This window comes from Ensifer sp. LC163 (genome assembly GCF_001695855.1).
In the GTDB taxonomy this organism is placed as follows: Bacteria; Pseudomonadota; Alphaproteobacteria; order Rhizobiales; family Rhizobiaceae; genus Ensifer.
Genome location: NZ_MBSS01000001.1, coordinates 103,728 through 127,017 on the forward strand (window position 1 = coordinate 103,728; position 23,290 = coordinate 127,017).

The following is a 23,290-nucleotide window of genomic DNA, read 5'->3' on the forward strand; positions in this document are numbered from 1 at the left end:
TATTGGGAGTGTGGTTCATGTTGGACAGAAAATTCTACGACAGTATCTCCGATCTCAGCCCGTTCGAGATCAAGGACGAACTGATCAAGCTCGCCAAGGTGAGCGCTCAAAAATCCACCAAGGCATTCCTGAACGCCGGCCGCGGCAATCCGAACTGGACGGCGACGCGGGCGCGTGAAGCCTTCTTCCTGCTCGGCCAGTTCGCGCTGACCGAGGCGAAACGGGCCTATTACGACCCCAAGGCGGGCGTGGCGGGCATGCCGCCGCAGGACGGTGCCCATGCACGGTTCCAGAAGTGGATCAAGAAACAGCTTCAGACCGTCGCCGATACGGACGAGGAGGACGAGGGTGTTCCCGCCGCAAAGACCCTGTCCGACGTGGTCGCCTTCGCCATCAAGACGTTCAGATTTGAACCGGACGCTTTCGTGCACGAACTGACCGACTCGATCATCGGCGACAACTATCCCGTTCCGGACCGGGCGCTGCATCACAACGAAATCATCACGCATGAGTATCTCATGTGGGCGATGTGCGCCGGTCACCGGCCGGCCGTGAAGTTCGACCTCTATCCGGTCGAGGGCGGCACCGCGGCCATGTGCTACATCTTCAAGGCCTTGAAGAACGCGCGCATCCTGAACGCCGGCGACACGATCGCGCTCGGCACGCCCATCTTCACGCCCTATCTCGAGATGCCGCAGCTCGAGGATTACACCCTCAAGACCATCAATGTGAGCGCCGAGCAGGAAGACCGGTTCCAGCTTACCGACGAAGATGTCAAGGCACTCGAAAACCCCGAAGTCAAGGCGCTGTTCCTGGTCAATCCCGGCAACCCGTCCGCCGTCGCGCTCGATCCCGATTCGATCAAGCGCCTTGTCGATCTCGTCAACACGAAGCGTCCCGATCTGATCGTTCTCACCGACGACGTCTACGGCACGTTCGTTCCCGGCTTCCAGTCCTTGCTCGGTCATCTCCCGCGCAACACGATCGGCGTCTATTCCTATTCGAAGTATTTCGGCTGCACCGGCTGGCGCCTTGGCGTGATTGCGGTTGCTGAGGACAACATTTTCGAGGAGAAGATCAAGGCGCATCCGGAACCGATCCAGCAGTTGCTGGAAAAACGCTACAAGGCGATGACGCCGAAGCCGCGCGAGGTCAAGTTCATCGACCGCATCGTCGCCGACAGCCGCGACGTGGCGCTCAACCACACCGCCGGTCTGTCGCTTCCCCAGCAGGTCATGATGTCGCTCTTCAGCCTTGTCGAGCTGATGGACGTGGAGAAGCTCTATCAGAAGGCCTGCATCGCCATCTGCGAGAAGCGGTTCTGGAACCTCGTCAACGGCATGGGCGTGGAGCCCAATCCCGGCATCTATTTCGACCACTATTACGGCATCATCGATTTCGAGTTCTGGCTACGCAAATATGTGGGCCAGGATGTCGTCGACTGGGTCAAGGACAATATCCACCCACTCGACATTCCCTTCCGGCTCGCCGAGGATCACGGCATCGTTCTCTTGAACGGCTCGGGCTTCGATGCGCCGAACTGGTCGGCCCGCGTCTCCTTCGCCAACCTCAACGACGAGGCCTATTCGCAGATCGGCCGTGCCGTGCGCTCCGTGGCGCGCGGCTATGTGCAGACGTACCAGGCGGCAAAGGGTCTCAAGATCAGTTAGTGCAACGAGGCGGCCGGCCACTCTGCGGTCGGCCGCCCCTCGCCTGTTTGACCAGACCTGGCGCCCAGAAGCATTTCCAGCAGGCATGAAAGCCCCTGCCAGCCCAGTGACCAGCGCATCGCCCGGCCGAAGGCGCCCTTCTTCGGCGGGCAGAACGGGAAGGATCGTCGCGTGCTCGACACCATCTTCAATAGCCTGCGAATGCATCCGGAGCTTGCCTTGTTTCTCGCACTGGGCATCGGCTATGCGATCGGCAAGATCACGATCGCGGGCGTGACGATCGGGGCCGTCACAGGCTGCCTGCTTGCCGGCGTTCTGATCGGCCAGACCGGCGCCGTGCTGTCGAACGACGTGAAGCAGGCTTTCTTCCTGCTCTTCCTCTTCGCCATCGGCTACCGCACCGGCCCGCAGTTCTTCCAGAGCCTGAATGCCGATGCACTGCCGCAGATCGCCGTCACCGTCACGCTGTGTGTCGTCGCGCTCGTCACCGCGATCGTTCTTTCGATTTTCCTTGGCTTCGATCTCGGAACGGCAGCCGGCGTACTTGCGGGCGGAGCGACGGAATCGGCGACCGTCGGCGTCGCAATCGACACCTTCCGCAAGACGTCGCCGACACCCGAAGCCACCAGCCAGTTCGAATCCGCGGTCGCGACCGCGTTTGCGGTCGCCTATCTCGTCGGCGTCGTGAGCGCGATCCTCGTCCAGTCGCAACTGGCGCCTCGGATGTTCGGCCGCAGCCTCAAGGAGGCCTGCGCCGAGCTCGAAGCCGAGCTCAACATCACCCCGCACGATATGAACAACACCGCCCGCCGCGACATCGAGGCGCGCGCTTTCCAGATTGCCGACACTCTCGTCGGCCTGACGGTCCAGGAAGCGGAAGCCAAAGTTCCGGAACGGCAGAAAGCCTATATCGAACAGATCCGCAGGGGCAACGAGATCATCACCCCTTCAGCCAAGGAGCGCTTGCAGGCGGGAGACGTCATCGCGGTCGCCGGTCTTCGCGGCTTCCTCGTCGAATATGCGAGCCGGATCGGCACCGAGCTCGATGATCGCGAGCTTCTCGACATCCCGGTCGAGATCCTCGACGTGGTGGTGACCAACAAGGAAATTGCCGGAAAACGCCTGTGGCAGCTCAACGAACAGCCGGAGGCGCGTTCGGTCTTCCTGCGCGGGATCCTGCGCGCCGGCCAGCCGATCCCGATCTTTCCCGGGCTGACCGTCCGCCGCGGCGACGTGATGTCGATCGCCGGCGCCAGGCGGCATGTCGAGGATGCGGCCGCGTTGCTCGGTTATGCCGACCGCGAGACGACGGCGACGGACATGGTCTTTGTCGGGGTCTTCATTTTTCTCGGCGGCATCATCGGCATTCCCGCCCTGAAACTCGGAGCATTGGAGATCGGTCTCGGCGTCGCGGTCGGCGTCCTCGTCGCCGGCCTCGTCGCCGGCTGGCTGCGCTCGGTCAGGCGCACCTTCGGCTTCGTGCCGGAGGCGACCCTCTGGTTCTTCGACAGCGTCGGGCTCTGCGCCTTCATCGCCTGCGTCGGCATCTCGGCCGGCCCGAGCTTCGTCGCCGGCCTGATCCAGTCCGGACCGGCGCTGGTCATCGCCAGTTGCCTGATCTGCGTGATTTCGCACGTCGCCGCACTCGCGCTCGGCCGCTGGGTCTTCCGCATGAACGAAGGCGTGCTCGCAGGCACCTGCTGCGGCGCCGGAACATCGGCGCCGGCGCTGGCAGCCGTACAGGAGAGCGCCGGCAGCCAGGTGCCGACCTTGGGCTACGGCCTCGGCTATGCGATCGGCAATGTGCTGCTGGCGCTCTGGGGTGCCGTTCTCGTCACCATTCTCGGCGGCTGACGGCTAACGACCACCGGCACAGCGGCGCCTGCAGGGGCCATGCCAACCTGTTCTACCGCAGCGGCCAGACCGCGATCAGCGCCGGCACGCTGACGATGACGATCACGATGGAGAGCGGAAAGCCGAGGCGCGGATAGTCACTGAACTTGTAGCCACCCGGCCCCATGACCAGCGTGTTGCACTGGTGGCCGATCGGGGTGAGGAAATCGCAGCCGGCACCGATGGCGACCGCCATCAGGAAGGCATCCGGGCGGTAGCCGAGCGAGGTCGCAAAACTGGCGGCGATCGGCGCCATGACCAGCACGGTCGCGGCATTGTTGAGGAACGGTGTCACCGCCATCGCCGCCAGCAGGATCAGCGTCAGCGCACCGGCCGGCGGCAGCCCGGCCGCAACCGTGCCGAGCCAGCTGGCGATCACGTCGGTGCCCCCCGTCGTGCGGAGCGAATCGCTGACCGGGATCAGCGCTGCCAGCATCACCAGAATCGGCCCATCGACCGAGCGATAGACATCACGCAGCGGAATGATGCGAAAGACGACCATGGCAAGGGCAGCGGCGAAGAAGGCGATCGGGATCGGCACCAGGCCGACGGCGGTCGAGCCCATGGCAGCGGCAAGCACCAGGAGCGGCAGCGTCGCCGTGCGGATGGTGCCAAGCAGGATTTCGCGTTGCGCCAGCGGCAGGCAGCCGAAATCCTGCAGGAACGACGGCAGCTCGCGGCGCGCGCCCTGCAGCACGACGATGTCACCAGCCCTTAAGCGGATGCTGCCAAGCCGCTGCTTCAGCCGCTCGCCCTGCCGGCTGACGGCGAGCAGGTTGATGTTGTGGGTATTGAAGAGCGCCAGGCGCTGGGCCGACATGCCTTCGAGCGGCGAACCGCTGCCGACGACCGCCTCCACCGCCTCGATTTCCGAGCCCGTCTTCTCGCGGCCATGCAGCGCACGGTCGCCGGCGATCTTCAGCCTGGCCTGCGAGACGATACGGTCGAGCGCCGCCGGACCGCCCTCGAGCAGCAGGATATCCTCGGCCTCGACCGTCACGTCCGGCAGCGGCGCCAGATGCAGACCGCGGCGAAAGATGCCTATGACGACCGCGCCGCCGTCACCAAGCTTGACCAGACTGTTGAGCGGTTTGCCGATCGCCGGCGAGCCTGCCGCGACTACGGCCTCGGACGTATAGTCGGTGATCTCGATCGCCGACTGGACCGAGACCTGCTGGCTGGCGCGCTGCGGCACCAGCTTGTAGGCAAAGAGCAGAAAGATCACGCCGACCAGCGCCAATGTCGCGCCAACGGGGGTGAAGTCAAACATGGTGAAGCTCTCGCCAGTCAATTCCTGGCGCACGCGCGAAACGACGATGTTCGGCGAGGTGCCGACCTGGGTCATCAGCCCGCCGATCAGCGAGCCGAAGGCCATCGGCATGAGGAAAACGGAGGGCTGCACATTCGAGCGCCGGGCGAACTGGAAGGCGACCGGCAGCATGATCGCCAGCGCGCCGATGTTCTTGATGAAGGCGGAAAGGATCGTCACGGTGACGACGAGCAGCGCGAGCTGCGCCCGGACCAAGGAGATGTTCGGCAGGAACCGCTGGATCGCCGCATCCACGACCCCGGAGCGCGCCACCCCGGCGCTGACGATCAGAGCGCTGCCGACGATGATCACGATGTCGTCGCTGAAACCATCGAAGGCATGATCGAAGGGCACGATGCCGACGGCGACGGAAAGCATCAGGGCGGAACAGGCGATCACGTCATATCGAAACCGCCCCCAGATGAAGAATGCCATCATGGCGCCGATGACGATAAACGCGAGTGACTGTTCGGCGGTCATGCAACACCTGGGCTGGGCAGAAGGACTGGGTGGCGAGACGGACCACGCGGCGGGCGCATGGGCCTAACGCGCAATCCGCGGGGACGTTCACCCAAGGACTACCGCATGTTTCTCCAAATCGGAATTCGTCCCGGCGACAAATCTGGGTATGAGGGCGAAACGCCCCGCAGACCTCCCGTGAAAACAGGACCGGGAGATCCCTCTCCCGGCCCTGTCTTTGGTCGATTGTCCCTATGTGGCTCGTCGCCGACGATCAGTTGGCGGTTTCCGCAGCCTTCTCGATGATTTCGGCGACAGCCTTGGGATTGGAGACATAGATGGCATGGCTGCCGGGCACTTCGACGACGGTGGCGCCTGCGCGCTTTGCCATCATCTGCTGGGCGGCCGGCGGGATCATGCGATCCTCTCCCGCGACCAGGTAGTAGCTCGGCTTCGTCTTCCAGGCCGGTTCGGTCACGGCACCGGCCAACGCTTCGACGCCCCACGGAACCTGGGAATCGGCCATGAATGCCGCCGTCTCGGCATCGACGTCGGCGGCAAAGGAAGCGGCGAACTTTGCCTTGTCGAGGAACAGGAAGCCATCGACCGGGGGCAGGATCGGCGGCACCGGCGCGCCAGCTGGTGGGTTGGCGATCAGCGACGAGACCGACTCGCCCTTATCCGGCGCGAAGGCGGCGATATAGACGACGGATTGGACCTTCTCATGGGTGCCGGCTTCGCTGATGACCACGCCGCCGTAGGAATGCCCGACCAGCACGACCGGTCCATCAAGCTTGTCGATCGCCTGCCTGGTGGCAGCGACGTCGTCGGCAAGCGAGGTCGTCGGGTTCTGGACGATGCTGACGGTGTAGCCGTCCTTCTTCAGGATGTCGTAGACGCCCTTCCAGCCGGCGCCATCGACGAAGCCGCCATGGACGAGGACGACGTTCTTTGCCCCCGCCTCTGCGGCGAATGCGGTGGTGCCGATAGCGGTCAGTGTGAGCGAGGTGGCGGCGGCAAGCAGAGATTTCTTCAACATGTGCGCAACTCCTGATTTGCTTGGCGCGACATTCATTATCGCGATAATCATTAGATACGCCTTGCCGATTCATCTGTCCAGTATTTTTATTATCGCAATAATTGTTTTTGTGCTAAGGTTATGAAAAACCACGGCCTTAAATTGGAGACCACCAATGACCGAACCCGCACCGCTGCCGCTCGACAGCCAGCTCTGCTTCTCGATCTATTCGGCAGCGATCGCCATCAATCGCGCCTACAAGCCGATGCTCGATGCGCTCGGCGTGACCTATACGCAGTACCTCGCCGTCAGCGCGCTGTGGGAACAGGATGGCTTGAGCATATCGGCGATCGCCGACAGGCTCGGTTTGGAGCCGAGCACGATCACGCCGGCGGTCAAGCGGCTTGAGGCAGCGGGCTTCCTTTCGAGACGCAGAAGCACGGTCGACGAGCGGTTGGTCGAGGTCTTCCTCACCGAGAAGGGCAAGGAGCTCCGCCCCAAGACCGCCTGCCTCACCGATACGCTGCTGCGCCGTTCCGGCTTCACCGTGCCCGAGATGATCGACCTCAACGAAAAGGTCCAGATGCTGCGTGACGGTCTCACCGGGGAAGAAGAGCCGATTTCCCGCGGTTACAGCGCCGCGCGTCAAACATGACGCGCTAAGGACGCTGTAACACTTTAAACTTGCTGCATAATTTATCCCTTAAATCGATTCCGATTTAAGGAATTATGCAGTAGGTCTGTCTCTGCCGGCGTGGGCCTTGTCGCTACCGGCAATCGCGTGCCCGCAACTTGGAAATTTCCTTTGACGCGCTACACTTTAGAGAAAGGCGTTGGACAATCGCCTGCGAAGGCCGGAATAAATCGGGCCGCCCGGGAGTCGCGCATCGCATCGGGCAGAAATCCATTCCGCCTCCTGCATGACAGAGGACCGCCGACATGAAACACGCCCTTGCCGCCATTACCGTCGCCCTGCTTCTCAGTGGCTGCACCGCCGGCGTCCAGACCTATGGCTACTCGCCGAACCTTGAGCCCATCCCCGGCAGCATCACCTATGGCGGCCAGCCGCGCACAAAGCTGACGAAGGCGCCGGTCGGCAGCATCGTGCCGCACCAGTTCATCGACCAATATGGCCGGAAGGTCTACGAAACCTACATCATCGAGCCCGACCGGTCGTTGCGTCTCACCAGTCGGCGCTGGCAGCCGGACGATGTCTTTGACTTCGACGACTGAGCGGCGCACCTGACGCCTACAGCGCCGCGCGTCCTACGCGCAGAGGTCGCTGCAGCACGTTGAACTCCTGCATGGAAACATGCCGGAGGCGTCAGGGCACGGATCGGCAATCGCCGCTGCCGAACTGCGCCATCACCCAGTCGCGCAGCAGGCGGGTCGCCGGCCGGTCAGCCATGTGCGGACTGTAGACGAGATCGTAGCGGTCCCCTTCGAGTGACAGCGAAAATGGTTGGACGAGAATGCCGGAGGCAAGCTCCTCTGCCACCAGCGTGAGGCTCAACAGCCCGACCCCCTGCCCGGCCACGACGGCCTGAACCGCGTGGATTTCGTCGGTGAAGGAAATGCCGGCATTGGCATCCACGCCTTCGACGCCGGCACGCGCCAGCCATTGCCGCCAGACCGGCGCGCGCGGATCGTCGCGCCTTGCAAGCCCCCAGTCGAAATGGATAAGCGTCGCCTGCCGAAGATCGGCGGCGCCGGATGGAGCCAGACGCGGCGCGCAGATCGGCGCGAAACGGTCCGCAAACAGCGGCTCTGTGACAAGGCCCAGATAATGCCCAGGGCCAAAACGGATGGCGGCATCGGCATCTGCTTCCAGATCCACGGTCCGGTTGGAGGCATCGAGTCTCAGCGTCCAATCCGGATAGGCTTCGCGAAATGTGCCGGCGAGCGGCGCCAGGCGCCTTGCGACGAAGGCGACGGTGGAGGTGAGCCGCGCCACCTTGCCGTCCTGCTGGCGGCGCACGTCTGCAATCGCCTGCTCGAAACGGTCGAGACCGTCGCGCAACACCGGAAACAGCGCCTTTCCGGCAGCCGTCAGATGCACCTGCCGCGTCTCGCGCTCGAACAGTTTCACCGCCAGCATCTCCTCCAACTGGCGAATCTGGTGGCTGACGGCAGTCGCCGAAACGTTCAGTTCTTCGGCGGCCTGCTTGAAGCTCAGCCGCCGGGCGGCCGCTTCGAAGACCCGCAGGGCGCCAAGCGGCGGCAACTTCCTCATTATCCCCTCATACATGAATTCAGCTCATCTATCGACTGAGAAATCGTCCTTTGTCAGCACGCGATTGCCTCAACATATTGCCTTCAACAGGCAAGGCAACAGCGCCGAGCTGAGAAAATCTCAAGCATGAAAGGACATTCCATGTCTCTTGAACAGGTCGTCACCAAGCCGGATCCCTATGCGCCCTTCCTGCTGTCGCAGGCGATCAAGGCCAATGGCTTCGTCTTCGTCTCCGGCCAGGCCGCAATCGGCGACGATGGCGAAATCGTCGGCGAGGACGATTTCGACCGACAGGCCGAGCAGGCGTTTCGCAATCTCGACCGCGCCTTGACCGCCGCCGGTTCCAGCCTTTCCAAAGTGGTGAAGGTGACGATCTTCCTGCGCTCGATGGAGAACTTCGGGAAGATCGTCGAGCTGCGCCGCAAATGGTTCTCGGCGCCCTATCCCGCCGACAGCATCATCGAGGTCGCCTCGCTCTATTCGCCGCAGGCGATGATCGAGATCGAGGCGATAGCACTGGCTGGGGATCGCTGAGATGAACGCCCACGGCACGGTTGCCTCGCCGATCCTGACCGGCACGACGCTCAAAGGGTTGGCCTTCGCCAACCGGCTTTCCGTTGCGCCGATGACCCGCATCAGCGCCACGACTATCGGCGTGCCGACCGAAAGGATGGCGCGCTACTACCAGCGCTTCGCCAAGGGTGGGTTCAGCCTCCTGACCACCGAAGGCATTTATCCCGACAAGGCCTATGCGCAGACCTACAAGGGCCAGCCGGGGCTTGCCGACCGGAAACAGGCGGAAGGTTGGAAGAAGATCGTCGATGCCGTCCATGCAGCCGGCGGGCGCATCTTCGCCCAGTTGATGCACGGCGGCGCGCTTGCCCAGGGCAATCCCTTCCGCAGCGACACCATCGCGCCCTCGGCACTGAGGCCGAGAGGCAAGCAGATGGTCTCCTACCACGGCCAAGGCCTCTATGCCGTGCCACGGGAGATGGACGAGACGGATATTGCCGAAGCAATCGCCGGCTTTGCGCAGGCTGCCACGCTTGCCATCGAGGTCGCCGGCTTCGACGGCATCGAGATCCATGGCGCCAACGGCTATCTGCTGGACCAGTTCTTCACCGATTACACCAACCAGCGCCAGGACCGCTGGGGCGGCGACATCGGCAAGCGGCTGGGCCTGAGCCTCGCAGTGCTGGACACCGTTCGCAGCGCCGTCGGCGATACGGTGCCCGTCGGCATCCGCCTGTCCCAGGGCAAGGTCAACGATAACAAGCATAAATGGATGGAAGGCGAGGACGGCGCGGCCATGGTCTTCAAGGCGCTGGCCGCCAGCCCCGCGGACTTCGTGCACGTGACCGAGTTCGAGGCCTGGCAACCGGCCTTTTCGGAGGGAGGCAGATCGCTGGTCACCCTTGCCCGCCAGCATGCTCCGGATCTGTTCGTCATCGCCAATGGCGGACTGCACGATATCGCCCGTGCCGAGCAGGTGCTGCAGGCCGGTGCCGACATGATCGCGCTTGGCCGCGGCGCGCTCGCCAATCCCGACTGGCCGGACATCGCCGCCGGGAAGCGCAAGGCTCGCCCGCTGGCGCTGGAGATGCTGTCGCCCATCAGCGACATCAAGGACAGCGAGCTTCAGCCTTGAGACGACAGAAGGCGGCGCCATGACAAGGCGCCGCCTCAACCTGCCGACAAACCCTGACAATGCCAGCTTGGCCACTTCGCCCCTCCGTTAAAGCCCGGCGACGAAGCGATACCTGGCGCCGTTTCGCTCAGCCCGCCCGATGCCGGGATAGCTCCAGTGGTAGCCGAGCAGCGTCAGTTTTTCCGTGGCCGCCCGGTCGATCAGCGTCTTGCGGGTTTTCAGCGCCAGTTCCGGCTCGGTATCGAAACCGAAATGCCAGTCGGGATGCTCGAAAAAGACGATATTGCTGGTCGCCGCATCGCCTGTGATGACGAGCCCGTCGCCGCCGTCAAGCTCCAGCGAGATATGGCCGGGCGTGTGCCCGCGCGTGTCGAGCACCTGCATCCCGGTCACGATCTCGTCACCGGGCTTCACCAGCGTCAGCCGCTCCTTGACCGCAAAGAGGTCGCGCTGCGCGCCGCGAGCAAAGCCGTGCAGCGCCTTCGGCATGGTCTGCTCGTAGTTCGGGTCCGTCCAGAATGCCCATTCGCGTTCGGAGACGAAATACTGGGCATTCGGGAAGGTGAGCTCACCGCCTGCCCCCACCGTGCCGCCGGCATGATCGGGATGGGCGTGGGTGAAGACGACCTTGGTCACGTCAGCCGGGTCGATGCCTGCCGTCGCCAGATTGGCCGAAAGCTTGCCGGCGCTCGCCTGGAAATTGCCGCCCGATCCGTTGTCGACGACGATCAGGTCGCGGCCGGTTCGAATGATCGGGATATTGGTGTGAAAGGGCGCACCCTCCGGCGTGCCGCCAAGCCGGCGCATGATCCCGTCACGTTCCTCAGGTGCTGCGTCCGGCAGCACGATACTGACCGGCAGCGTCAGGAAGCCGTCGCTGACGACCGCGATATCGAAATTCCCATAGGTGAACCGGCGGGTGTCTGCGGCGTAAACGCCCTTCGGCAGCAGCGGCAAGGCCGCACCTGCCGCCGAACCGGCGAGAAAGGAACGGCGGTTGAGGCACGAGGTTTTATCGTCAATGCGGGTCATGGATCGGTTCCTTCCGTTTCGAGGGAGAGCGCCCGGCCGGCAGCCTTTTCCGCAGCACCGGCCGGCGCCAAGGTTCAAGACCGGGCGAATTCGAGCAGGTCGGCGTTGAGCTGGTCCTTGTGGGTATCGGTGATCCCGTGCGGCGCGCCGGGATAGACCTTCAGGGTGGCGCTCGGCACGAGTTGCTTCGAGGCGCGGGCGGCGGCATCGATCGGCACGATCTGGTCGTCGTCGCCATGGATGATCAGCGTCGGCACGTCGAACTTCTTCAGGTCCTCGGTGAAGTCGGTCTGCGAGAAGGCGACGATCGAGTCATAGGTGTTCTTGTGCCCGCCCATCATGCCCTGCAGCCAGAAACTGTCGATCATGCCCTGCGAGGCCACCGCACCCGGCCGGTTGAAGCCGAAGAACGGACCCGAGGCGATATCGCGATAAAGCTTGGAGCGATCCTTCAGGCTTGCCGCCTGCAGCCCGTCGAACACGTCTTTCGGCAGACCACCGGGATTGCTGTCGGTCTTGACCATCAGCGGCGGCACCGCCGAGATCAGCCCGGCCTTGGCCACTCGGGAGGTTCCATGGCGGCCGATATAGCGGGCGATCTCGCCGCCGCCGGTGGAGAAGCCGGCCAGGAAGATGTCCTTCAGGTCGAGAGCATTGATCAGGTCGGCGAGATCGTCGGCATAGTGATCCATGTCGTTGCCGTCCCAGGGCTGGGAGGAGCGGCCATGACCGCGGCGGTCATGGGTGATGACGCGGAAGCCGTTGTTGGCGAGATGGAAGGCCTGTGCCTCCCAGCTGTCTGATGACAGCGGCCAGCCGTGGCTGAGCACGACCACCGGGCCGTCCTTGCGCCCCCAGTCCTTGTAATAGATCTCGACGCCATCGCGCGTGGTGATGCGGCTGCCCATGGTCGTTGCTCCTTGCGTAATGGTTGTGTTGCTGGGTGCGGTTTCGGCTTTCGCCGGACGAATGACGGCCGGAACGGCGGCGACGGCGGTCGCAGCGCCAAAGGCGGCCGAAAGAACTGTGCGGCGCGAAAGGCCAGTGGAGACTGCTGTGGAAACTGCTTTTGCTTCAATCATTGTCCTGCCCTCTTCCATCTCGGTTGACCGGCGATCTCCGTTCCGGAGCGCTGGTTGAATTGATAGAATGACCGGCCTAACCTCTCGACCGGCAAAGCTGACAACGATGGGGGCAGAAGTGACAAAACGACTCGAAAGCGAACCGGCGGAGATCGGCATCGTCGTTTATCCCAGGGCGCTGAAGTCGGCGATTCACGGCCTGACCGACATGTTCCAGGTGGCCGGCATGCAGGCGACAGAACAGGGCGGCGCAAGCGCACCGCGGATCCGCATCAGCCACTGGCAGCTTCAGGAGGATGGCTCGGTCGAAAAGACGCTCGACACCCACCCCGGCCCCTCCTCCGGTCTCGTTGCGCTGATCCTGCCCCCCACGCTGGCGGAGCTGCCGGTCGGCGGGCGCATGGGCCAACTGCCCGCCTTCGTGCGTGAACAGCATGCAGGCGGCACCACCATCTGCTCGGTCTGTGGCGGCGCCTATCTGCTGGCCGAATCCGGGCTCGTTGCCGGTCGCACGATCACCACCCATTGGTCACACCAGGACCTGATCGCCGATCGCTACCGCGACGTGCGCATCGACACCGACAAGCTGCTGATCGACGAGGGCGATATCATCACCGCCGGCGGGATGATGGCCTGGATCGACCTCGGGCTGAAACTTGTGGACCGGCTCCTCGGAACCAATGTGATGCTGGCAACTGCGCGTTTCATGATCATCGATCCCGGCGCCCGCGAGCAGAGCTACTACAGTGTCTTTGCGCCAAAGCTCGACCATGGTGACAGCATCATCCTGAAGATCCAGCACTGGCTGCACGGCGCCAACACCAAGGGCGTGACGCTGCAGATGATGGCCGAGCGCGCCGGGCTCGGCGACCGCACCTTTCTCAGGCGCTTCCAGAAGGCAACCGGCTTCAACCCGACGGAATATTGCCAGCGGCTGAGGATCGCCAAATCGCGCGACCTGCTGGAGCGCTCGCACCTGTCGATCGAGCAGGTGGCCTGGCAGAGCGGCTACGACGACACCAACGCCTACCGCAAGATCTTCCGCAAGATCCTCGGCCTGTCGCCGCGGGAGTACCGGTTGCGCTTCTCGGTGTCGGACGGCACCCGCCGCCCGGCCATGGCAGGCCTTGCCGCCGCCGCGCCCGCTTGATCAGGGCGGCGCTGGCGTCGGCATGTTTCGCCGAGCATCGCTGAAACGCCCGTCGCGGCAGGGGTCCGGGCGATACTGGACGAATTGCCGCTCGAGCGCGAAGCGATCGTTGCCGCTCTCTTCGAAGCGGCTGTGTTCCATCTGGGACGGCACCCCGAACAGGTGACATGCCAGCAGACCGATTCTGAGAAGACACATGGGATGACGCCAATCCTCATTGTTGGAGCATTGGCGGCAAATTCGACTGATTTCATTACCCCAGCATTGCACTGACCCGTGCTGCCGGTTTCGCCCTTACATGCCTTGCCGTTCGCCCGACCCGCCCTTCGAGCATCGGGAATGCGGTTCAGGCCCGGGCGATCACCCGACGTCGGCGCAACGGTCCTGCCCTACTGCATAATTCCTTAAATCGGAATCGATTTAAGGAGAAAATTATGCAGCAGATTTAAGGCGTTACAGCGTCCTTTGCGCGTCGTATTTGACGCGCGGCGCTGCAGCGAATCTGAAAAGATCGCGCAGCGCGTTAGATCCAGCGGTCGTTCTGCGCCGTGCGATCGCCACCGGCATGGCCGGTGTTGAGAACGCCACGCGGTTCGATCAGCAGCAACCGCACCTCGCTCTCTGCGAACGGCTTGTGCTCGACGCCCCGAGGCACGACGAACATCTCGCCCGGGCCAAGCCGCACGGCGCCATCGCGGAAGTCGATCCGCAGCACACCGTCGAGCACGATGAACGTCTCGTCGGTCTCCGGATGGTCGTGCCAGATGAAATCGCCCTCGATGCGCACCAGCTTGAACTGGTAATCGTTCATTTCGGCGACCACGCGCGGTTGCCACAGTTCCACAATCATCTCCAGCTTCTCGGAAAAATTGATTGCCTTGCGATCGGTCGTCTCGATGCTATCCGTCATGTCGTTCCTCGTGTCGATGGAGCGCCAGCATGCATAAAGCACAGATGCCGATCTTGAACGATCGTGCGCGTGGCGGTTCGGTGTTTGCGCAAACACAGCCGCAGGAATGGCTCACATCTCTCGGCGGCCGGCGCAGGCAAATATTTCCGTATTGCCCAGTATCGCGACTGATGTATCCTCTCTTCTTTCGGCATTGGCTATGGACGTCCATGAAGGAGGTTCGAATGCATGATCTCCCGGAGGCTTCGGGCAGTGAATTGAGTCCGGATGACATCGAAATGCTGCAGCGGGTATTCGACGCGACCTGCTTTGCCGCACACGTCCCGCGCCGCGGCGAAAGTGCCAACCGGCTGGCCAAGTTCATCATGGATGAGTTTCGCATCGGCAATAGCAACGAGCGCACGCTGCTCGAACGCGCGCTATGGCGCGAACTGCGAAGGATGCCGTCAAAGACAGAAGAGATGGAAACCGTCGACATCTGGGTCGCCAGACCCGCTCGGCGCAGCCCGCATCACCGCTGAGGCGGTGACAAAAAAATGCGGCCTCTCCGTGGATAAACGAGACCGCATTCAAGATAATGTGTAATGGCGCATTCTATTCCGGTCCCGCTTGCAGAACCACAACTGCAACGGGCCGCGTGTGGCGATTTCTGGCCTATCACAGAAAATTGTCGACAACCGTCGGTCGTGAGGCTGCCTGGGCAGATGAATTTTCACCGAACACAAGGCGACGCGTGCCGTGCAGACGTCCCCGGCTGCGCCGCGGGCAAGATGGCGCTCCGCGCATCGAGAGCAGGGTCTGAACGCACCTGAAAACGGAATTTTCAACACCGTGGAACCACCGTTCGCATCGGGAATTTATCCTCCAGAACGGGAGGTTCGTTATGTTTGCATCAGACACGAAAGGACAGTTCGGCCGAGTCGTCAAAAACTGGAACACGCGATACGATCTGGAGGAGTTTATAGCCGCCTCCGGCCTGCCGCCGCTGGAGGCCCGTGAGGTTTTCGCAAAGCACGGACCGTATAAAACGGACCTCGACCAGCTGATACGTCAGCGCAAGCCGATACGGGCCGACAAGGCAAGATAAGAACCGCCGCAGTCGCATATGGGAGGTTCAAATGCAGCATCATTCCAAGCGTCTGGACTGTGCGTTCAGCCCGGCTGAGATCGCCATGCTCCAGCGAGTCCTCAATACCGCCTGCCTTGCCGCAAGCATGCCACGCACCGACTATCGCGCCGATCGCCTGGCGAAATTCATCATCGGCGAATTTCGCGGCGGCACGCGTGACGAGGCAGCCCTGTGCGAGCGGGCCTTGTGGTTCGAGCGCAGAAGCGCGCCATGGTCGGTGGCACCCGACCAGTAATGTGGTCGAAGCAGCAAGGACGATCGGCGCCGGCACGGATTGCAGATGGTTCGCCTGCCGGCTCACCGTTACCAGCATCATGACGTGCAAAAGACGCCGGGGTTGCAAAGCAACCCCGGCCGCACCTATCCTATTGTATGGTAATCGCCTTTCGGCCTATCAAGACGTCAAACCGCCCTTGCCTGACCGGCCGCGCAAATGCAGCCTCGCCACGCAGGCAAGGGCCAGGGACCGTCACAGGATTGGTTCGCTCAGTCAGGACATGTTATAAACGCTCATGACCCAAACAGAAGAAGACCTCGAGCTTTCGGAATTGTCCGGCGAGTTTGCCGACGACGACGTCGTCGTCCATATCCGCATATCACGCCCGACGGGCTCCAATCTCGACTGGACGCTCGAGGTAATCGACGAGGAAGGCTACTCCACCGTCTGGGAAGATTCCTTCCCCACGGACCGAGAAGCCTATGAAGAGTTCCTCGCCACCATCGAACGCGACGGCATCCACACCTTCACCGAACACCCCGTCCAGACGCTTCATTAGACTTCGCATAGGTTGGGCCAGTCCCAATCGAACCATTTCAGCAGCCCCCATCATGCCTCATGCTCTGCTGACACCGCAGAGATAGCGGTAGGTCATCGGGCACTCATCTCCTGCGTTCACGCCGTCCGGCCAAGGCGAACCAGTGCCCTCGGATGGCACCGTCACCCCTTGCCGACAATGACGAATACGATCCGCCTTATCGCCTCGGCAAAGCTGACTCCGAGCGCCATGGCGGCGATGCCGGTAACGCCGAGTGCGCCGATGCCCATCAGCTTCCAGCGCTTGACGTCGTCGGTCACCGGTTTCATCTCCGCGACGTCACCGCCGAGCGTGGAAACGGAAGTCTCCAGATCGCCGACACGATCAACCAGATGGTCCATCCGTTGATGGACGCCGGCCCGGCTGCTTGTCGCCTTGTCTTCGGCACGTTGCGCGCCCTCCTCGATCCGGCGGATCGATTCCTGCAGACCGCGCATGCCCGCGACCAGTTCGCCGAGCTGGCGATGCACGCTGACGTCGATGTCAGCGGGAGACATTCTGACGCCCTCCATGCCGTGTGCAGTCCGCCTTTGACCAGACTGCCGCCGCGCACAGGCCGACGACTGTCCTGTCTATCTTGCGTTGATCTGCCGGCGTCGCGCCGCGCGCGCCGACAAGATCGACGCCGACGACGCTTCTAAGACCGATGACATTTTCCGGCCCCGAAGTCCCACAGCCCGCCAGCATCAAGGCAGGAATCGTAATCAAGGCGCTTCTCCTGAGCGCGGTTCGCAGCGTCATTGTTCTGCCTTTCGATCGCATGAAGAACGGACCGGGCGCCGTCCGCCCGGATTTCGAGCACGGCCCAGGTGATGGCAGCGAGCACAAGCCCGCCGGATAGGATCTTCGGCCAGGCGATCATGCCGGATCGAGCCTCTTGCGCAGAAAGAGGAAGGCGCCGATCGCGAAGGCAGCGGCAATGATGCCGGCAAATGCCCATTGCAGCGGGCCGTTGCCCGTAAACGCGAAGCCGAGCGAGGAAAGAATGCCGGCGAGCCACGAGATGTTCTCCTTGCTCACCACTTCGGGCGGATTCGGCGCGGCTGTAACGGTGTTGGAGGCGACGAACTCGCCCTTGGCCCAAAGCCCGGCTTCAGCAGACCGGCGATTGACCAGTCCCTTCACCCGCCTGCCGCCGGCATTGACCCACTTCATCAGCTCCAGCGGCACGGCGTCATAGTCACCGGCATTCAGCTTTTTGAGCAATGTCGATTTGCCGAGCCTGCCGGTGTTGAAATCGAAGGAGACAAGCACGGCGAACTGGTTGTCGGTAAGCGGCACCTTGACGAGGCGCGACACCCGCTCTTCGAATGTCGCCAGGTCCGTCCTCAAGATTTCCTCTGCCTGCGCCTCGGTAATCGCCATTCCCGGCTTGACCATCGGAGCGCCCGCAGCGCTGGTGTGGCCATAACCGATGGTCCAGATGCCGGCGACGTCCCGATAGGCCTTCGTCTTCAGGCCTTCCCATTGTTTGACGAGCGAAAGGCCCGCCGCATTGATGCGTCGGTTCATGTTCATGTCGTTTGTCCTGTTTAGATTGGGAACCAGAAGCAACGGTGACGCGTTGCTAGGCATGTCGCGCAAAAGTGTGCAGCGGTTTTGCGAGAACGACATGCGCGAAAACGATAGCGTAAAGCGCAGAAAGCGCATCTGAAGGACCGCGATGCGCTTTAGGCGATCAAAGGGGAGATTTCGCCATGATGGATGCCGCATTCGTGAAGATGACCGCACTGGCCATCGTGCTTGTCAGCTGTGTCGTTATGGTACAGCCCTACTGACAGGCCGGAACTCGACGGCAATACTTTTGGCGCGCCCCGCATCGTGCAGGCGCCAGTGGCGGCCCTGTTCGATTGGCTGGTGGGTAGAAGCCGCCAGTCTTGAGCAATTCCAGGAAAAGTATGAAACGGTTTTCCGTCCGGAATTGCGTAGTTTCAAAGAGTTAGATCATTTCGCTGTTTCAATGAAACAATGAAATGATCTAGGAAACGGATGGCGGCTTTGGTGGCGACAATGAACCCAGCAGCTTCTTGAGGCTTTCGCTGTCGGCGAGGTGTTCTTTCTCGCCGCGGTCGTCGCTACATCTCGAACGCAGGCCACGCAGAAACAGGGCGACATCGCAGAGTTCGCCGACCTCCACGCGCACCTGCGCCTCGATCGTCCTGTAGATTTCGTCCAGCTCCGATGCTTCATCAGCGTCGACGGAGGCGGAAAGGGCCGAAACCTTCTTCTTGAAGTCGTCCAACAACCCGTCGAACTCGCTCACGTCGCGCGCGGCTTTCGCCTCCAGGCTTGCAATCAGCATGTCGAGAATATCCAGGTGCCTGCGCTCCACCGACTGCATGTCGAAGGCCGCGCGCAGGTCCTTGCGGGTGCGTTCGCCCTTGCGCAGATGCGCCTTGAGGCGCACACCGTTTTCCGCGCAACGCTTCCTGATTTCATCGATGGAGAACTGCCCCTCCGCCAATTGGTCGAGAAAGGGCCGGATAAGCGCCGGCGGTACCGTGACATTCAGTGCGGCCGAATAGAGGGCCAGGTCGATCGAAGCATCCGGCATGCGCTACCTCCGCCTCACATGGAGCCACGTGACGCCAGACTAGCAGCATCCAGAATGCGGAAGCATAGTTTTGTCGACAATGCTTTCCTATTTGTTAAGCAGAATCATCGATCGTCCGCGTCACGATATAAAAGTCGGCGGAACGAGACGATGAGCTACGATTGGACCGGCGCACGCCGCCGCCGCATCACAGTGGCCATATACGGCGCCGCCCTTCTGATGGCTACGCTTCTCCTGGTACTCGTGGCTTCAGTCGCAAGTTGGGCTTGAACCTGAGCAGCTTACCATTGATCTTTCTTGCTCCCTCAATCGCAAAAAGAGATAGGCTGTGAACGGACACGGCTGGGCAAGAGGCGGATCCGTAAGCGTGAAGGCATCGTCAGTCGCCAGCCGGCGCATTACCGCACTTAACGGCGGACTGTTCGACGCATCGAGCTCTGAGCCCACCCCGCACTTGCCAACACCTCCACCATGCAATTCGCCCCGACAGCACCGCAAGCGCGCGAAGTCAGCGAAAGCCTCACAACACTTGCCGACAATTTAGAGCTGGCTCGGGAAATTTGAACAGCCGGGATAAGTGGAATTTCTGCCTGACGTTGGCTTAGATGCCGGAAACAGGAGAAAGCATGACGAGACGACCACGCCGGAACCACAGCCCGGCTTTCAAGGCGAAGGTGGCGCTCGCCGTCATCAGGGGCGAACAGACGCTGGTGGAATTATCCCAACAGTTCGACGTGCACGCCAATCAGATCAAACAGGGAAAGACCAGCTGCTTGAGGGGGCGACGGGTGTTTTCGGCGATGAAGCCAGGACGGAGCCGGCAGGCCCAACCGTCGATGTCAAAACCCTGCATGCCAAGATTGGAGAACTGACGCTGGAGAACGATTTTTTGTCCGGTGCCCTCGGCAATGCCGGGTTGCTGAGCGGAAAGAAATGATCAACCGCGGGCACAAACTGTCGGTCGTCCGCCAGGCGAAGCTTCTCGGGTTCAGTCGGGGCAGCGTCTATTATTCGCCGCGTCCTGTGTCAGACGGCGATCTGACGCTGATGCGACGGATCGACGAACTGCATCTCGACTTTCCATTTGCCGGAAGCCGGATGTTGCAGGGGCTTTTGAAGGCGGAAGGGCTTCAGACAGGACGGCTTCACGTCGCGACGCTGACGAAGAAGATGGGCATTGAGGCGATTTACCGTCGTCCCAACACGTCTAAACCGGCACCTGGTCACAAGGTCTATCCGTATCTTCTGCGCAAGCTGGCGGTCACCAGACCCAATCAGGTCTGGGCTATGGACATCAGCTACATCCCAATGGCGCGGGGCTTCGTCTATCTCTGCGCTGTGGTCGATTGGTTCACTCGTCGGGTTCTGTCGTGGCGGCTGTCGATCACGATGGAGACGGCTTTCTGTATCGAGGCAGTCGAGGAAGCTCTTGCTCAGTATGGCAAGCCGGACATCTTCAACACGGACCAGGGATCACAGTTCACCTCCGTCGACTTCACGGCGGCGCTGAAGAAGGCTGAGATCGACATCTCGATGGACGGCAGGGGCGCGTGGCGGGACAACGTCTTCGTCGAGCGGTTCTGGCGGTTGATCAAATATGAAGAAGTCTACCTCCACGCCTACAAATGCATGCCGGAGGCCCGTGTTGGAATTGGTCGCTATACAGGCTTTTACAACCAACGACGCCCACATTCATCGCTTGACCGGCAGACGCCGGATCAGGCTTACTGACCTGAGACCCTAAACTTCCTCCGAATTTTGTAGAGTCCGTCGCAAATGTGAACCGCCCCAAGTTTCTGGACCAGCGGATGGTAGAGTTTGAAGGGTTCAGATCAGTTCAGATCAATGACGGACCATTGCCGATCGCTCAACCAGAATTCGCTTCCCATGATCCAACTCCAATCTGCTCGAAAGAGAATCATAGAAATCAAGCACCATCAATATGCTGATTGGGTTTTGACTTTAGCCCGCTGTGAAGCGCGATGAGTTACGCGAGCGACTGACGCCAGACCCCACGACCATCGAGGAGTATGAAGATCTCTGTCATAAACTGGAGGACGACATTATCAAGATGCTCGCCGGTGTGAGCCCCCCGTACAGTCCGTTGAGGCAGCATCCTCAGAGGCTAACCGCTGCGAGCCACATTGCGTCAATCTGGGTATCACTCAGGCGGAGCGCGGCGCCGACGGTCGCGATCAGCGGGTGCATTCGGTTGAAGCTCGTCGCATAATCCCACTCCACCTTACGGTATTCACGTTGATTCGGATCCGGAATCGCAGCGATTGCAGTATCAACCGCCGAGAGACTGTATCCGTTGGTAATGAGTCCGAGCCGGAGTTGTCTGGCAGTGAGGCTGGGCATTCGCGCCCTGACTTCTTCCGGAGTCGGGAGCTCAGGCTCATACGGAATGATCGGAAATTCCGGATTCATTTCAAGCCACTGACGCACAGACGGACCGATCCCGTAAGGATCATCCTGGCGGCTAATGAAGATGTCTCTCCTGACGTCTTCATCCAGAGTCGTGATTGTAGCATCCACCTCGTACACACCAGAGGTGGCCGTGGCTTTAACCGAGTGAACTTTATGCAGCGTAGTCATAGGTTTCCCTCTTATGCGACTCGTTGAACTATCCAACTATACGAACCCCCACCGTGTGATGCGGTTAGTCCACGGAGTCGCCAAGTTCCGGCCAAAGCCGCTCCGCTTGCGTATCCGACATACTGCCCGGAGTCCCCAGCGTAGAGGCTTGGAATAATTGTCGCGTTTCTGGCAATGATGCCGCCATTGTGAGACAGAGAAATGACGTGACCGACAGGGAAATTTGTATCGTTGGCACCGCCACCTGTGTAAAGCTGAGCGAAGGCCGAGGCATGGAGACCATCGACCGTGTCAGCATTACCTGCGCCGTTGGCGAAGTTCACATTGAAATTCGACGGGTTGTACACGTACATGTTGATGCCGTCGTTACCGCCCCAAAGCCAAGACGGTTGCCCACCTTGACCAGACCAGTTGAAGTTCAGGTCACCACCACCGATCCTGCGAGGGTACGAACGACCATCGGTGGTGATCTTGCTGTTGAGGACGTTACTAAGGTAGTTCCCCGCCCACGGCATGTAGACGTTCCCGTCGCCTTGGTAGATGGCGCCGCCGGTGATGGTTAGATTACCGCCGATGCTGAGACCGGCCGCCGGCATGATATAGTTGGCACCGTCGTAGTGCAGGTAGCGCGAACCACCTCCAAGGAAGACCACCCCAGTACCGTTGCCTCGGCTGGCAGTAACATCCTGGGCGTTGATACCGCCGGCACCGTTGCGCTGCACTGCCGTCCATGCTGACGCATTGGTGTCAGGAACGACGCCGCGCACTGTGTCAGCATCGAGGCCCGAGCCGGACCCGTCGTTGCCCTCGTGCCAGACCTTATTGTTACCCCAACTGATACCGCCGTCGTGGTTGAGCACGAGGTCACGATACCAGGTGCCTGCGGGGTCAAACAGGCTGACAATTATTGCGTTGGCGCTTTGATCGTGTCGCACCATGCCGCGCGTAACACCTGCTGCAGAGCGAAGTACAACGTTGCGGTTCCCATCCGAGTCGATCGCGACCGTATCTTTGGCGGCGATAGGAGAGCTGAACGTCTTCCCTCCCATCGTCGTCGGCAGCCGCGCGTCACTGACGGTACCAGCCGTCAGGTTCGATGCATTGTTCGCCCCTAGCGTCGCCCGAGCAGTTGCCGCGTCCGCGTCATCGAGCAGCGTTCGAGCAAATGGCGTCAGTGCGGTTGTGGCGTACACGTCCAACGCGGTCGTGTAGATAATCTGGTCAGCGACGGTCACCAGACCGGCGATCGACTGCAAGCCTGCATCATACGCCTGCACGTTGGTTCCGATCTCAACGCCGAGTGCTGTTCGAGCACCACTTGCCGACGTCGCTCCGGTACCGCCGGTCGTGACCGGGCGAGCCGCATTGGCATCCGCCGCCAAGTCATCGATCAGCGTGTTGTAAGGCACGCTCTGGATTGTCGTGTTCGGCACCCCTTTGGTGCCGGCGGGGGGCGAGTAGACGCCGCCTGTTCTGGGCATGGCTTTTCTCCATAGAAACACCCCGTGACAGGGGCTTCCAAGTCGTTCGAGTTATTGGTGAGATGGTTGCGCTGCAGCCCCGGTGCATCTGCTTAGGCGCACGAAGGTCCCTGCCAGACCTTGGCCAGCTATGTTGTTTCGCAGTTGGATCGAGATTTGACTGCCCTTGTCGTAGATCGGATTGAAAGCCGGTGGCCGCCGTTGCGCTCGCCGCCTGAATCTGGGCCGCCTCGCAAGACGTCCGCAAACACGGCGGCCTGCCACAACGGCATCCCCGTCAAATGCCTCCGTTGTCGGGTCAGACGCGTC

At 61.6% G+C, this 23,290-nt stretch carries 24 protein-coding genes and 1 pseudogene; 12 read left to right on the top strand and 13 right to left on the bottom strand.

Annotated elements, in window-relative coordinates:
- Nucleotides 1-17 precede the first annotated feature (17 nt).
- Nucleotides 18-1,670 carry a bifunctional aspartate transaminase/aspartate 4-decarboxylase gene (locus BC360_RS00500; RefSeq protein WP_065793873.1) on the top strand — a complete coding sequence of 551 codons (1,653 nt, stop codon included), beginning with the start codon at nt 18-20 and terminating at the stop codon, nt 1,668-1,670.
- A 219-nt stretch (nt 1,671-1,889) separates the two neighbouring features.
- Nucleotides 1,890-3,524: an aspartate:alanine exchanger family transporter gene (locus tag BC360_RS00505; protein WP_208858139.1), complete on the top strand. Its 1,635-nt coding sequence runs from the start codon at nt 1,890-1,892 to the stop codon at nt 3,522-3,524.
- Nucleotides 3,525-3,576: 52 nt separating this feature from the next.
- Here BC360_RS00505 and BC360_RS00510 read toward each other — a convergent pair whose 3' ends face one another.
- The gene (locus BC360_RS00510; protein WP_065793874.1) at nt 3,577-5,352 is read right to left on the bottom strand and encodes an SLC13 family permease; all 1,776 of its coding nucleotides are present in this window, start codon (nt 5,350-5,352) and stop codon (nt 3,577-3,579) included.
- A gap of 253 nt (nt 5,353-5,605) precedes the next feature.
- Complete coding sequence (locus tag BC360_RS00515; protein ID WP_083222367.1) at nt 5,606-6,370, bottom strand: alpha/beta fold hydrolase; 765 nt, start codon at nt 6,368-6,370, stop codon at nt 5,606-5,608.
- A 154-nt stretch (nt 6,371-6,524) separates the two neighbouring features.
- Between BC360_RS00515 and BC360_RS00520 the strand changes: the two genes are divergently transcribed.
- Nucleotides 6,525-7,004: a MarR family winged helix-turn-helix transcriptional regulator gene (locus tag BC360_RS00520; protein WP_065793875.1), complete on the top strand. Its 480-nt coding sequence runs from the start codon at nt 6,525-6,527 to the stop codon at nt 7,002-7,004.
- 284 nt (nt 7,005-7,288) lie between these two features.
- Nucleotides 7,289-7,582: a hypothetical protein gene (locus BC360_RS00525; RefSeq protein ID WP_065793876.1), complete on the top strand. Its 294-nt coding sequence runs from the start codon at nt 7,289-7,291 to the stop codon at nt 7,580-7,582.
- Between the two features lie 91 nt (nt 7,583-7,673).
- On the opposite strand, the gene BC360_RS00530 is transcribed toward BC360_RS00525, so the two are convergent.
- Nucleotides 7,674-8,582: a LysR substrate-binding domain-containing protein gene (locus BC360_RS00530; protein ID WP_139109853.1), complete on the bottom strand. Its 909-nt coding sequence runs from the start codon at nt 8,580-8,582 to the stop codon at nt 7,674-7,676.
- 141 nt (nt 8,583-8,723) lie between these two features.
- Here BC360_RS00530 and BC360_RS00535 point away from each other — a divergent pair, with 141 nt between their 5' ends.
- Both BC360_RS00535 and BC360_RS00540 read left to right on the top strand, forming a co-directional pair.
- On the top strand, nt 8,724-9,116 hold the full coding sequence (locus tag BC360_RS00535) for a RidA family protein (RefSeq protein ID WP_065783424.1): 393 nt from the start codon (nt 8,724-8,726) through the stop codon (nt 9,114-9,116).
- Nucleotide 9,117: 1 nt separating this feature from the next.
- On the top strand, nt 9,118-10,230 hold the full coding sequence (locus BC360_RS00540) for an NADH:flavin oxidoreductase (RefSeq protein WP_065793878.1): 1,113 nt from the start codon (nt 9,118-9,120) through the stop codon (nt 10,228-10,230).
- A gap of 87 nt (nt 10,231-10,317) precedes the next feature.
- On the opposite strand, the gene BC360_RS00545 is transcribed toward BC360_RS00540, so the two are convergent.
- Nucleotides 10,318-11,262, bottom strand: coding sequence for an MBL fold metallo-hydrolase (locus BC360_RS00545; RefSeq protein WP_065793879.1), 945 nt, complete (start codon nt 11,260-11,262; stop codon nt 10,318-10,320).
- 74 nt (nt 11,263-11,336) lie between these two features.
- Nucleotides 11,337-12,344 (bottom strand): alpha/beta fold hydrolase, encoded by a 1,008-nt coding sequence (locus tag BC360_RS00550; RefSeq protein ID WP_065793880.1) that lies wholly within the window; start codon nt 12,342-12,344, stop codon nt 11,337-11,339.
- Nucleotides 12,345-12,462: 118 nt separating this feature from the next.
- On the opposite strand from BC360_RS00550, the gene BC360_RS00555 reads away from it, so the two are divergent.
- Complete coding sequence (locus tag BC360_RS00555) at nt 12,463-13,494, top strand: GlxA family transcriptional regulator (protein ID WP_244512642.1); 1,032 nt, start codon at nt 12,463-12,465, stop codon at nt 13,492-13,494.
- On the opposite strand, the gene BC360_RS00560 is transcribed toward BC360_RS00555, so the two are convergent.
- Both BC360_RS00560 and BC360_RS00565 read right to left on the bottom strand, forming a co-directional pair.
- A complete protein-coding gene (locus tag BC360_RS00560; protein ID WP_065783429.1) occupies nt 13,495-13,692 on the bottom strand; it encodes a hypothetical protein in 198 nt (65 codons plus the stop codon).
- 325 nt (nt 13,693-14,017) lie between these two features.
- The gene (locus BC360_RS00565) at nt 14,018-14,404 is read right to left on the bottom strand and encodes a cupin domain-containing protein (protein WP_065783430.1); all 387 of its coding nucleotides are present in this window, start codon (nt 14,402-14,404) and stop codon (nt 14,018-14,020) included.
- Nucleotides 14,405-14,628: 224 nt separating this feature from the next.
- Between BC360_RS00565 and BC360_RS32050 the strand changes: the two genes are divergently transcribed.
- From BC360_RS32050 to BC360_RS00585, 4 genes are all read left to right on the top strand, one after another.
- Nucleotides 14,629-14,925 (top strand): hypothetical protein, encoded by a 297-nt coding sequence (locus BC360_RS32050; protein ID WP_065783431.1) that lies wholly within the window; start codon nt 14,629-14,631, stop codon nt 14,923-14,925.
- 362 nt (nt 14,926-15,287) lie between these two features.
- Entirely contained in the window at nt 15,288-15,491 is a 204-nt protein-coding gene (locus BC360_RS00575; protein WP_065783432.1) for a hypothetical protein, read from the top strand.
- A 31-nt stretch (nt 15,492-15,522) separates the two neighbouring features.
- Nucleotides 15,523-15,768, top strand: coding sequence for a hypothetical protein (locus tag BC360_RS00580; protein WP_065783433.1), 246 nt, complete (start codon nt 15,523-15,525; stop codon nt 15,766-15,768).
- Between the two features lie 277 nt (nt 15,769-16,045).
- Entirely contained in the window at nt 16,046-16,309 is a 264-nt protein-coding gene (locus tag BC360_RS00585; RefSeq protein WP_053252552.1) for a hypothetical protein, read from the top strand.
- A gap of 161 nt (nt 16,310-16,470) precedes the next feature.
- Here BC360_RS00585 and BC360_RS00590 read toward each other — a convergent pair whose 3' ends face one another.
- The 4 genes from BC360_RS00590 to BC360_RS00605 form a co-directional block, all read right to left on the bottom strand.
- Complete coding sequence (locus BC360_RS00590; RefSeq protein ID WP_065783434.1) at nt 16,471-16,845, bottom strand: DUF1515 family protein; 375 nt, start codon at nt 16,843-16,845, stop codon at nt 16,471-16,473.
- On the bottom strand, nt 16,832-17,089 hold the full coding sequence (locus BC360_RS32595) for a hypothetical protein (protein ID WP_083222368.1): 258 nt from the start codon (nt 17,087-17,089) through the stop codon (nt 16,832-16,834). The genes BC360_RS00590 and BC360_RS32595 overlap by 14 nt, the downstream gene beginning before the upstream one ends.
- 117 nt (nt 17,090-17,206) lie before the next feature.
- On the bottom strand, nt 17,207-17,860 hold the full coding sequence (locus BC360_RS00600; RefSeq protein ID WP_065783475.1) for a lysozyme: 654 nt from the start codon (nt 17,858-17,860) through the stop codon (nt 17,207-17,209).
- 466 nt (nt 17,861-18,326) lie between these two features.
- The gene (locus BC360_RS00605) at nt 18,327-18,902 is read right to left on the bottom strand and encodes a hypothetical protein (protein WP_065793882.1); all 576 of its coding nucleotides are present in this window, start codon (nt 18,900-18,902) and stop codon (nt 18,327-18,329) included.
- Between the two features lie 626 nt (nt 18,903-19,528).
- On the opposite strand from BC360_RS00605, the pseudogene BC360_RS00615 reads away from it, so the two are divergent.
- Nucleotides 19,529-20,633 (top strand): annotated as a pseudogene (locus BC360_RS00615) (IS3 family transposase).
- 387 nt (nt 20,634-21,020) lie between these two features.
- Here BC360_RS00615 and BC360_RS00620 read toward each other — a convergent pair.
- Together BC360_RS00620 and BC360_RS32600 are read right to left on the bottom strand one after the other, a co-directional pair.
- Nucleotides 21,021-21,500, bottom strand: a complete 480-nt coding sequence (locus tag BC360_RS00620) for a hypothetical protein (protein WP_065793884.1) — start codon at nt 21,498-21,500, stop codon at nt 21,021-21,023.
- Nucleotides 21,501-21,511: 11 nt separating this feature from the next.
- Entirely contained in the window at nt 21,512-22,981 is a 1,470-nt protein-coding gene (locus tag BC360_RS32600) for a hypothetical protein (RefSeq protein WP_065793885.1), read from the bottom strand.
- Between the last annotated feature and the right edge of the window lie 309 nt (nt 22,982-23,290).